The 10,350-nt window shown below is 40.1% G+C and carries 14 protein-coding genes; 2 read left to right on the plus strand and 12 right to left on the minus strand.

All coding sequences use genetic code 11. The features are described from left to right. Window positions 1-324: 324 nt before the first annotated feature. Window positions 325-1,086, plus strand: a complete 762-nt coding sequence (gene pdaB, locus HNR43_RS12135) for a polysaccharide deacetylase family sporulation protein PdaB (RefSeq protein WP_183244193.1) — start codon at window positions 325-327, stop codon at window positions 1,084-1,086. 16 nt (window positions 1,087-1,102) lie between these two features. Here pdaB and HNR43_RS12140 read toward each other — a convergent pair whose 3' ends face one another. Beyond that, window positions 1,103-1,699 carry a KinB-signaling pathway activation protein gene (locus HNR43_RS12140; protein WP_183244195.1) on the minus strand — a complete coding sequence of 199 codons (597 nt, stop codon included), beginning with the start codon at window positions 1,697-1,699 and terminating at the stop codon, window positions 1,103-1,105. A 131-nt stretch (window positions 1,700-1,830) separates the two neighbouring features. On the opposite strand from HNR43_RS12140, the gene gerD reads away from it, so the two are divergent. Next, complete coding sequence (gene gerD / locus HNR43_RS12145; RefSeq protein ID WP_183244197.1) at window positions 1,831-2,427, plus strand: spore germination lipoprotein GerD; 597 nt, start codon at window positions 1,831-1,833, stop codon at window positions 2,425-2,427. Window positions 2,428-2,443: 16 nt separating this feature from the next. On the opposite strand, the gene HNR43_RS12150 is transcribed toward gerD, so the two are convergent. The 11 genes from HNR43_RS12150 to HNR43_RS12200 all read right to left on the minus strand — a co-directional run. Then, on the minus strand, window positions 2,444-3,451 hold the full coding sequence (locus HNR43_RS12150) for an Mrp/NBP35 family ATP-binding protein (RefSeq protein WP_183244199.1): 1,008 nt from the start codon (window positions 3,449-3,451) through the stop codon (window positions 2,444-2,446). A gap of 79 nt (window positions 3,452-3,530) precedes the next feature. Beyond that, a complete protein-coding gene (gene cwlD, locus HNR43_RS12155; RefSeq protein WP_183244201.1) occupies window positions 3,531-4,229 on the minus strand; it encodes an N-acetylmuramoyl-L-alanine amidase CwlD in 699 nt (232 codons plus the stop codon). Window positions 4,230-4,284: 55 nt separating this feature from the next. Next, complete coding sequence (locus HNR43_RS12160; RefSeq protein ID WP_183244203.1) at window positions 4,285-4,689, minus strand: DUF2521 family protein; 405 nt, start codon at window positions 4,687-4,689, stop codon at window positions 4,285-4,287. Window positions 4,690-4,777: 88 nt separating this feature from the next. After that, the gene (gene rpsI / locus HNR43_RS12165; RefSeq protein WP_003397701.1) at window positions 4,778-5,170 is read right to left on the minus strand and encodes a 30S ribosomal protein S9; all 393 of its coding nucleotides are present in this window, start codon (window positions 5,168-5,170) and stop codon (window positions 4,778-4,780) included. Between the two features lie 22 nt (window positions 5,171-5,192). Further along, the gene (gene rplM / locus HNR43_RS12170) at window positions 5,193-5,627 is read right to left on the minus strand and encodes a 50S ribosomal protein L13 (protein WP_012573869.1); all 435 of its coding nucleotides are present in this window, start codon (window positions 5,625-5,627) and stop codon (window positions 5,193-5,195) included. A 146-nt stretch (window positions 5,628-5,773) separates the two neighbouring features. After that, window positions 5,774-6,514: a tRNA pseudouridine(38-40) synthase TruA gene (gene truA, locus HNR43_RS12175; RefSeq protein WP_183244205.1), complete on the minus strand. Its 741-nt coding sequence runs from the start codon at window positions 6,512-6,514 to the stop codon at window positions 5,774-5,776. A gap of 15 nt (window positions 6,515-6,529) precedes the next feature. Further along, window positions 6,530-7,327: an energy-coupling factor transporter transmembrane component T family protein gene (locus HNR43_RS12180; protein WP_183244207.1), complete on the minus strand. Its 798-nt coding sequence runs from the start codon at window positions 7,325-7,327 to the stop codon at window positions 6,530-6,532. Next, window positions 7,324-8,193: an energy-coupling factor ABC transporter ATP-binding protein gene (locus HNR43_RS12185; protein ID WP_183244209.1), complete on the minus strand. Its 870-nt coding sequence runs from the start codon at window positions 8,191-8,193 to the stop codon at window positions 7,324-7,326. Before HNR43_RS12185 ends, HNR43_RS12180 begins: the two co-directional genes overlap by 4 nt. Continuing rightward, window positions 8,151-9,005, minus strand: a complete 855-nt coding sequence (locus tag HNR43_RS12190) for an energy-coupling factor ABC transporter ATP-binding protein (protein WP_183244211.1) — start codon at window positions 9,003-9,005, stop codon at window positions 8,151-8,153. Before HNR43_RS12190 ends, HNR43_RS12185 begins: the two co-directional genes overlap by 43 nt. Window positions 9,006-9,118: 113 nt before the next feature. Beyond that, a complete protein-coding gene (gene rplQ / locus HNR43_RS12195) occupies window positions 9,119-9,481 on the minus strand; it encodes a 50S ribosomal protein L17 (protein WP_003397694.1) in 363 nt (120 codons plus the stop codon). Window positions 9,482-9,541: 60 nt separating this feature from the next. Then, on the minus strand, window positions 9,542-10,350 hold an 809-nt coding region (locus HNR43_RS12200), incomplete at its 5' end, for a DNA-directed RNA polymerase subunit alpha (protein ID WP_246346322.1).

Raw genomic sequence — 10,350 nt, forward strand, 5'->3', positions numbered from 1 at the left:
GCGTTCGTCCTGAGCCAGGATCAAACTCTCCATAGAAAGTTCATATCTCTAGCTTCTTTAACGCTTTTCGCTTCGTTCAGTTTTCAAGGAACATCTCCATCAAACAACAGCTCTAACAGTTTATCATTTCTTTCGACTGTCGTCAACTATATTTTTCGTCGCCAACGATGATTTCTTTTCGTCGCTAACGACGATTATTAATTTAACACACGTTTCATTTTGTTGTCAATAATATTTTTTAAAAAATGTTCTCGTTTATTCATTGATCATATCATGTTATTTCTTGCATAAGATGGTCATAAAAAGCACAAGGGGGGACAAACATTGAAGTTTTTCTATATACTCGACGGAAAAACAATAAAAAAATGGCTTCTCATCATATCCATTGCCTTCGTCACCGCTTCTATTTTGTATATTCAACAACTTGCAAGCGAATCCGTATTCTCTACTCATCTTGGATCGAAAGCCATTTACAAAGTTGAAAACAAAAAAAATGAACTTGCTTTAACATTTGATATTAGTTGGGGAGAAACAAATGCTATACCCGTTTTAAATGTGTTAAAAAAACATGGGGTGAAAGCTACATTTTTTCTATCTGCTTCTTGGGCTGAACGCCATCCACGCATCGTAAAAAAAATCGTGGACGATGGACACGAGATTGGAAGCATGGGTTATGAATATAAAAACTACACTGAACTAGAGAGGGGGAAAATTGTTCGTGACTTAGCACAAGCTAAAAAAGTGTTTGATACATTAGGTATTAAACATACCCCTTTTCTTCGTGTACCGACAGGAAATTTTAATAAGGACGTCTTAAAAGTTGTTCATTCCTTCGGTCATACTGTCGTTCATTGGAGTATTGATTCAAAAGACTGGCTCAATCCTGGGGTGAACACAATTGTTGAAAATGTGACCCAAAATGCAAAAGGCGGAGATATTGTGTTACTTCATGCATCAGACTCAGCGAAACAAACCTCTCAAGCATTAGAACAAATTATCATATGGATGAAAAAAGAAGGGTATAAAAGCGTGGTGATATCCGACCTTGTCAATAACGCGCATATAAAAAGTAAAGAAATAAAATGAGGCAGCACGCCTCATTTTATTTCCGCAAAAGCCGATGCAATGTAAGCAACTGATACGCATTACAAATCAATAACGGAAACAACATTAAATACAACCAATTTTCTTCGTTAATTCGCAATACTGGGAACCATTCAATTACTGTTACAACAACCATAAAAAATAACGCAGGAACAAACGCTTCTTTATTCGTCTCACGCATTTTTACGTAAGCAACAATAAGCCCAAACAGAAAAATAAATAAAGCAACGAGCACATAGCTGACGATCGATTCGCCCTCTTCAGCAAACAGTTGATAACGAAAATAAACGAGATCAAATAAAACAAAAGCGATAAGAACAACTTGCACCGCATTCCATAGCCCGACAGAACGGAAAACTCCGAGACCAAAACGATGAATCGTTAAATATGCAAAAAAGCCCATTTGACTAATGACGCTAAAAATGAAGCCAACACCAATGAGCCAAACGAGAACAGATAAAATTTCTTTTATCTCAAACGATGTGAAAAGATGTGCGTATTCATTCCATTTCACAGCGAATCCAACGACCCCCGTACTTACTCCACCGACAAACAATGTAGAAAAAAACAATTGAACCCACTTTCGACTATTCACTTATGCACCCTCCACTTCTCAATATCCCTTTCAAAATTCTATCAACGAAATAAGAAAAATGCTAGCGAATATTTTTGCGGAGAACATTGAATATTAACAGTAAGGAAACTTGTTGAAAGGGGCCCTTAGTTATGAATCGAATATTTTTGCTCCTCGTGATTAGCTACACATTAATGCTGACAGGGTGTGCTCAGCAAGAAAAAACCCCTGCGCAACCTGATTACGACCAAACGAAAAAAATGGTCGTTGACATTTTAAAAACAGATGAAGGAAAAAAAGCGATTCAAGAAGTGATGGGTGATGAAAAAGTCAAACAACAACTCGTTATGGATCAGCAAATTGTTAAAAAAACGATTGAAGAAACGTTGACATCAGACAAAGGAAAAGCGTTTTGGAAAAAGGCATTTGAAGATGCAAAGTTTGCCCAAAGCTTTGCAAAAAGTATGAAAGAAGAACATGAAAAATTATTAAAAACATTAATGAAGGATCCTGAATATCAAGCAATGATCGTAGATATTATGCAAAATCCAGAAATGAAAAAATTAATACAAACAGAAATGAAAAACAAAGATTTTCGGGCACACTTACAAAAAGTCATTATAGAAACATTCAGCAGTCCGTTGTTCAAAGCGAAAATTGAAGACATTCTCATTAAAGCAGCAGAGGAAATGCAAGGCGGTAAGAAAAAATCCGATCAAGAAACATCAAGTGAAGATCAAACAGCTTGAGGGGCGAACAAGCCCCTCAACGTAACTTTGCAATAATTTTTTTAGCAATATCCATATATACTTTTCCAATTGGATGATCTTCTCCATATACAGAAGGTGCGAAATCGTCATCGTTCCAATCCGGTTGTCCAAGCGGTAATTGTCCAAGTAAATCGGTTTGTAATTCTTGGGCTAATTTTTGGCCACCGCCTTTTCCAAAAATATATTCCTTTTCACCTGTTGTTTTGCTTTCAAAATATGACATATTTTCAATGACACCAACAACTTCGTGATTCGTCCGAACAGCCATCGCCCCCGCTCTCGCTGCAACAAACGCAGCGGTTGGATGAGGGGTTGTCACAATAATTTCTTTCGATGTTGGAAGCATTGTATGCACATCTAATGCCACATCACCTGTGCCTGGAGGTAAGTCTAGTAATAAATAATCTAATTCGCCCCATTCCACTTCATCAAAAAAGTTTTTTAGCATTTTGCCAAGCATCGGTCCACGCCAAATAACCGGTGAGTTATCTTCTACAAAAAATCCCATCGAAATCACTTTCACACCGAAACGTTCAACCGGAATAATTTTCTCTCCACGAACAACTGGACGTTCTGTAATGCCCATCATGTCTGGTACACTAAATCCATAAATGTCAGCGTCAATTAACCCAACTTTTTTCCCAAGTCGAGCAAGTGAAACGGCTAAATTAACTGATACAGTCGACTTCCCTACTCCACCTTTTCCACTTGCAATCGCTAAGTAAATGGGTTCATTTGTTGTACGTTCTTCTTCTAACGGCAATTGAGCAAAACGGAGCCCAACAGAAGATGCTCCAGCGTCTTTCAAACGTTGTACGATAGTTTGTTGCACTTGAAGTTGTTCGGCCGTTCCTGTTTTCGCTAAAGCAATTTTTACACTTACTAGTCCTTTTTCTTCATTTATTTTGACTTCTTGAATTGCGCCTGTTTCTTTAAACGTTTTTTTCAAAAAAGGGTCGTAAATCGTTTCGAGCAGCTCCACAACTTGTTTTTCTGTCAACATCGCGCCTCACCAATCCTTATGTATTCGATTTCACACTTTCAATATAACATAATTTTCTGCATAAAAAAATGAATCCTTCTCATTCAGAAGGATCGCGTTCGTTTGATACGTAACGTAAAATGCCCTTATAAATCGAAGCCGCCAGCTTTTCTTGATACGCCGAAGACGCTAGTAGTTTTCGTTCTTCCTCGTTTGATAAAAAGCCAATCTCAACTAGAGCCCCTGGCTTCTTAGCCATCTTTAATAAATATACCGTTTGAATGGGCTTCGCTAAGCGATGTGTATTTTCCAAATTGACACGTAGCTCTTGTTGAATAAGCTTAGCTAATCTTGCATTTTCCTCTAATGAAGGATAGTAAAAAACTTGGGCGCCTCTCCATTTCGGCGAAGGGATGGCATTTAAATGAATACTAATGAAAAAATCTGCCTCTGACTCATTAACAAACTGCACTCGCCGTTGTAAGTCTTCTATTTTTCTTCGGCTATATCCTCTTGTCTGTTCGCTGGCTAAATCATGATCTCCTTCTCTTGTCATTTGAACAAGCGCACCTTGTTGTTGCAAATAATCGCGTAATTTTAACGCCACATGTAGCGCGATTTCTTTCTCCAGAACGTCTCCTCCGACTGCTCCCCCATCAGGTCCCCCATGCCCTGGATCAAGGATGATAATTTTCCCTGATAACGGTAAACTCCATGCTTTCCATGAGCGATCATGAAGTACGTAAAACTGCAAAAAAAGGACAAAAACAATAAAAAAGACAACAACACGTATTTTCATCCCTTCTCCTCCCCACTATTTATGTTATATGGGACAAGAGGAGAATTTAGAACGGTTACTTTAAACGAAGACGTTGTCGACGTAGTCCTTTTTCGATTCCTTCTTTCCACCAAGTATCTACGTAACGAATACATGTATCGTACATACCATCTGTACATAGGTCCATATGTTCATACAGCTCATGTATGAGTTGTTTGTATTCGTTTATACAACGAATTTTCACCGTTTCTATTGACTCACCATAATATGTAAACCGACTATAATGAGCCCCAAGCAAATATGCTTCAATGGCTATATCGATGCATATCGTTTCTATGATCTCAGAAACAATGATGTATTGTTGCCAATACGTGCGCACACGTCTACATAATTCACGATAAGAAAGATCTCGCAATACATTTCGCTCATAAGCAAGCTGCTTTTCTAACTTTTTTATTGTAAACGATGTAAGTACTCCCACTTGACTATCCCTCCTTATGTATATTGTTCGCATGAACAAGAGGGACATACAAAAAAATCTCGGCAAATAATTGCCGAGATTTTTGACATTAACGTTTTGAGAATTGTGGTGCACGACGAGCGCCTTTAAGACCGTATTTCTTACGCTCTTTCACACGAGAGTCGCGAGTTAATAATCCTGCACGCTTTAATGTTTGACGGTATTCAGGGTCAACTTGCAACAACGCACGAGCGATACCGTGACGAATTGCACCTGCCTGACCTGTAAATCCACCGCCGCTTACGTTTACTAATACATCGTAGCTACCGAATGTTTCTGTTAAAACAAGCGGTTGTTTGACAACTTCCACTAAAGATTCATATGGAACATAATCACGAATGTCACGACCATTTACGATAATGCGTCCTTCACCTGGAACGAGACGCACACGCGCAACTGAACTTTTGCGACGGCCTGTGCCGTAGTATTGTACCTGTGCCAAAATAATGCCCTCCTTTGATCAATTATCCGCGAAGTTCGTAAACTTCTGGTTTTTGTGCTTGATGCGGATGTTCACTTCCGCGATAAACGTGCAATTTTTTGAACATTTGACGACCAAGGCTACCTTTTGGAAGCATGCCACGAATTGCTCTTTCAAGCATTTGCTCTGGGTAATTTGTACGCATTTCAAGCGCTGTTCTTACTTTTAATCCACCTGGATGTAAGCTGTGACGGTAGTATAATTTGTTTGTTAATTTTTTCCCTGTTAACTCAACTTTTTCTGCGTTGATGATGATCACATGATCACCAGTGTCAACATGCGGTGTGTAAGTTGGTTTATGTTTACCGCGTAAAATCGCAGCAACTTCACTAGCAAGACGTCCTAACGTTTTGCCTTCTGCATCAACAACGTACCATTTACGTTCTACTTCATTTGGCTTCGCCATATACGTACGCATTTGTTTTCCCTCCTAAAATAAAAAATGAACAAGCGATATTTATTTCAACACGATTAATTTCCGGGGCTAATCGTGGGTTTAAAATACATACCATATGATATAATATCTCTTCTACAACCCAATGTCAAGAAAATGTTACACCTGGATTAGTTGTCATACGAAACGTGCCACAAATAAAGACCGTGACCCGGTGCTGTCTTTCCCGCAGCATCGCGATTTTTTTGTTCCAAAATCGCCTTCATCTCTTCAGCACGCCGTTTCCCCCGTCCAACTTCTAGCACTGTTCCAACGATAATGCGAACCATATTGTACAAAAAACCGTTGCCAACAAGACGGAAGATTAGCTCTTCTCCTTCTTGAATCACTTCCGCTTCATAAATGGTACGAACTTTATCGTCAATTTCCGTTTTTGCCGAGCAAAAACTTGTGAAATCATGCGTCCCGATTAAATAGCGAAGCGCTTCGTTCATATTCGTTACATCAAGTTGATGCGGATAGTGATATACATAATGACGCAAAAACACGTTTTTCTCTCCCGTCCAGACACGGTAACGATACTCTTTCTTTTTCACACTAAATCGCGCATGAAAGGAAGGCGAAACCTCACTTGCCTCTTTGGCAATGATGTCATCAGGAAGAAGCGCATTTAACGCTTTAGGCCATCTTTCATCAGGAATCGCAAGTGGCGTATCAAAGTGAATCACTTGTCCACATGCATGAACGGTTGCATCTGTTCGTCCTGACGCATATACGCGAACAAATTCCCCTTTATGAATGGTTGAGAGCGCACGCTCAAGCTCTCCTTGTACAGTTCGCTTTTTTTGTTGAATTTGGTATCCTGCAAAATGCGTGCCATCATAAGCAATGACGCATTTGATCCTTCTCATGCTGTTCGCTCCTTTTTATGAACGAAGTAACCATAGCAAAACAGCCAATAAGCCAAGTAAAAGCATAAAAGCCGTATCCATGCGCCTCCACGTCAACTCGCGCCATTTCGTTCGACCGTTCCCACCACGGTATCCGCGCACTTCCATGGCAACGGCTAGCTCTTCTGCTCGTTTGAATGCGCTAATGAATAGCGGAACAAGCAATGCCGTCATCGCTTTCATTCGTTCTGATAGCGATCCGCTTGAAAAATCGACACCTCGAGCCATTTGAGCTTTCATAATCTTCTCTGTTTCTTCCATCAATGTTGGAATAAAACGAAGAGAAATCGACATCATTAAGGCTAGTTCATGAACAGGTACATTCCATTTTTTTAATGGTGAAAGCAATGATTCCATCCCATCAGTCACTTCAATCGGCGTCGTTGTTAACGTCACTAGCGTTGTAACAACGATAAGAAGCAAAAAGCGTAAAGAAATAAACGCTCCTTGTTGGATCGCCTTGTCGTACACTTCGATCCCGATCCATTGAAAAACGACATCCCCATCTTTTGTTAGCAATACGTGAAGAAGAAACGTAAACACAATGACCCATAAAACTGGCTTTAATCCTTTAATCATGAACGAAAACGGTATGCGCGATAAAAACAACAATGCACATGTAAAAAAAGTCAACACCCCATACGCCCATTCATTATTAGCAAGAAACACAATAAATACATATATAAACATGAGCAACAATTTTGTGCGTGGATCGAGACGATGAATGAGAGAATCTCCAGGAACATACTTTCCGATAATCATACTGTTCATCATATACGTTTCACCCTAGTAAATAACGTTTGTAAGTTTTTGATAACGTCTTCCATCGTCAAACACGGGGCATGAAATTGCACGCCAAATTTTTGTTCGATTGCCCGTTGAAACAAAACTGGCTCAGGGACATCTAGTCCGAGACTTATTAAATCATCGACATGACGGAAAATATGTTCTGGTGCTCCCCTTCGCACAATCGTTCCTTGATGCATCACGATAATGTCATCCGCATAACGTGCTGCCTCTTCCATACTATGTGTAACAAGTACAATCGTCATATGTTTTTTCCGTTGAAGCTTTGCAAACATGTCCATCATTTCTTTTCGCCCACGAGGATCTAAGCCCGCAGTAGGTTCATCTAACACGAGCACTTCTGGGTCCATTGCTAACACACCAGCAATAGCCACACGTCTCATTTGCCCACCACTTAACGCAAATGGAGATTTATGTCGCACTTCTTCTGGCAATCCGACGAGTGCTAACCATTCTCCCACACGAGCTTTCGCTTCTTCTGCGTTCATACCAAAATTTATCGGTCCAAAACAAATATCTTTTTCTACTGTTTCTTCAAATAGTTGATGTTCAGGAAATTGAAAAACGATACCTACTTTTTTTCGTAAAGGCTTTAAATGTTTTTCTTTTTTTCCTGCTGTAATTGTATAATTGCCCAGATGGATCGTCCCTTTTGTCGGTTGAAGTAAGCCGTTTAAATGTTGCAAAAGGGTTGACTTTCCCGATCCTGTATGACCCACAACAGCTACGTATGAACCGTTGGGGATATCCATATGAATATCGTACAGCGCCCGCTTCTCGAAAGGGGTATTCATTTGGTAGCGGTGTTCGACATCGCGGAATACAATGTCCATAATTCACTCACCAACCCCTCTATTGTCAAATGATCGGTTGTAATTGGAATGTGATTTTCCTTCAACCGTTGACTGAGTTGGAGCGGAAATGGTAAGTCTAATCCCATCTCTTCCAACTTTGACCCATGCGCAAAAATATGTTTAGGTGTTCCTTCTAATGCAATTTTCCCCTTATTCATGACAATCACCCGATCAGCTTTTGCCACTTCATTTAAATCATGGGTAATTGAGATAACGGTCATATCGCGTTCACGACGAAGTGATTGCATCACTTGAAGAACTTCTTTTTTTCCGCTCGGATCAAGCATTGATGTTGCTTCGTCTAAAATGATAATATTCGGTTGAAGAGCAATGGCACTCGCGATCGCCACACGTTGTTTTTGTCCACCTGACAGACGATGCGGTTCGTCATTAATAAAATTTTCCATACCTACTTTTTTTAGCGCTTCGTTTATACGCTTTACCATTTCATTTTTTGGTACGCCACGATTTTCAAGACCAAAGGCAACATCATCTTGAACAGTCGTTCCAACAAACTGGTTATCTGGATTTTGAAATACAATCCCTAATCGCTCCCGAACATCCCACACCGTTTGTTCATTTAATGGAATCCCACATACGTGAATCGTACCGCTTGTAGCTGGCAATAACCCAATTAACAACTTCGCAAGCGTCGATTTTCCTGATCCGTTATGCCCTACAATGGTTACCCATTCGCCCTTATATACTTGAAACGATACATGTTGTAAAGCATACGTTTGTTCGTTTACATATTGAAAACTTATATTTTCTACACGTACTACAACTTCCACAACTCTCTCCTCATCTCTTCTGAATTTTCTTACTCTCTACTCTACTACAAAAAGGAAAACAAAAAAAGGGCATAGATCCAGTTCAAAAACTGTCTCGCCCTTGTAAAAACGTATTAAACTAGTTCAATAATGACCATTGGCGCACCGTCACCGCGGCGTGGTCCAAGTTTCATAATGCGCGTATAACCACCTTGACGGTCTTGGTAACGAGGTGCGATGTCGCTAAACAATTTTTGAATCGCATCTTGACCTGTTTCTGTGTTTGCGACTTCTTTGCGTACGAATGCAGCAGCTTGACGACGTGCATGCAAATCGCCGCGCTTTCCTAATGTAATCATTTTTTCTACAACAGAACGCAACTCTTTTGCACGAGCTTCTGTTGTTTCAATTCGCTCATTAATGATTAAGTCTGTCACTAAGTCACGAAGCAATGCTTTACGTTGAGAGCTTGTGCGTCCTAATTTTCTGTAAGACATGTGATGTCCCTCCTTTATTTCACTTTTAACATGAAAATGCCTAGTTAACCAAACGCTTAACTAGTCATCTTTACGTAAGCTTAATCCTAGCTCTTCTAACTTCGCCTTTACTTCTTCAAGCGACTTGCGGCCTAAGTTGCGCACTTTCATCATATCTTCTTCTGTTTTTTGCGCAAGTTCTTGTACTGTGTTAATGCCAGCACGCTTTAAGCAGTTGTACGAACGAACAGAAAGATCAAGCTCTTCAATTGTCATCTCGAGCACTTTTTCTTTTTGATCCTCTTCTTTTTCGATCATGATCTCAGCGTGTTGCGCTTCATCTGTTAAGTTCACAAAAATATTCAAGTGCTCTGTTAAAATTTTTGCCCCTAGTGAGATTGCTTCTTTCGGGCCGATGCTACCATCTGTCCACACGTCGATCGTTAACTTGTCGTAGTTTGTCATTTGACCGACGCGCGTATTTTCGACTTGGTACGATACGCGCGATACCGGCGTATAAATGGAATCGATCGGGATAACACCTATCGGTTGATCCTCGCGCTTGTTAGCGTCAGCTGGTGTATACCCACGTCCGCGTTTTGCTGTCATTCTCATCCGTAAGCGACCGTCTTTTGCTAATGTAGCGATATGAAGGTCTGGATTAAGAATCTCTACGTCGCTATCGTGAGTAATATCGGCAGCTGTAACGACCCCTTCACCCTGTACATCAATCTCAAGCGTCTTTTCTTCGTCCGAATAAATTTTTAGCGCTAGCTTTTTAATGTTTAAAATAATTGTTGTTACATCTTCCACGACGCCATCAATTGTTGAAAACTCGTGCAATACACCATCTATTTGAACAGATGTTACAGCGGCACCAGGGAGTGAGG

The organism is Anoxybacillus mongoliensis (genome assembly GCF_014201515.1).
GTDB classification, from domain to species: domain Bacteria; phylum Bacillota; class Bacilli; order Bacillales; family Anoxybacillaceae; genus Anoxybacillus; species Anoxybacillus mongoliensis.

Bases quoted from the DNA above. Each gene is read 5' to 3' on its own strand.
- HNR43_RS12150 (WP_183244199.1), bottom strand. From the start codon at position 3,451: ATGTTGACAGAAAAACAAGTTGTGGAGCTGCTCGAAACGATTTACGAC.
- rplQ (WP_003397694.1), bottom strand. From the start codon at position 9,481: ATGTCTTACAGAAAATTAGGACGCACAAGCTCTCAACGTAAAGCATTG.
- rplM (WP_012573869.1), bottom strand. From the start codon at position 5,627: ATGCGTACGTATATGGCGAAGCCAAATGAAGTAGAACGTAAATGGTAC.
- truA (WP_183244205.1), bottom strand. From the start codon at position 6,514: ATGAGAAGGATCAAATGCGTCATTGCTTATGATGGCACGCATTTTGCA.
- gerD (WP_183244197.1), top strand. From the start codon at position 1,831: ATGAATCGAATATTTTTGCTCCTCGTGATTAGCTACACATTAATGCTG.
- HNR43_RS12180 (WP_183244207.1), bottom strand. From the start codon at position 7,327: ATGATGAACAGTATGATTATCGGAAAGTATGTTCCTGGAGATTCTCTC.
- cwlD (WP_183244201.1), bottom strand. From the start codon at position 4,229: ATGAAAATACGTGTTGTTGTCTTTTTTATTGTTTTTGTCCTTTTTTTG.
- HNR43_RS12185 (WP_183244209.1), bottom strand. From the start codon at position 8,193: ATGGACATTGTATTCCGCGATGTCGAACACCGCTACCAAATGAATACC.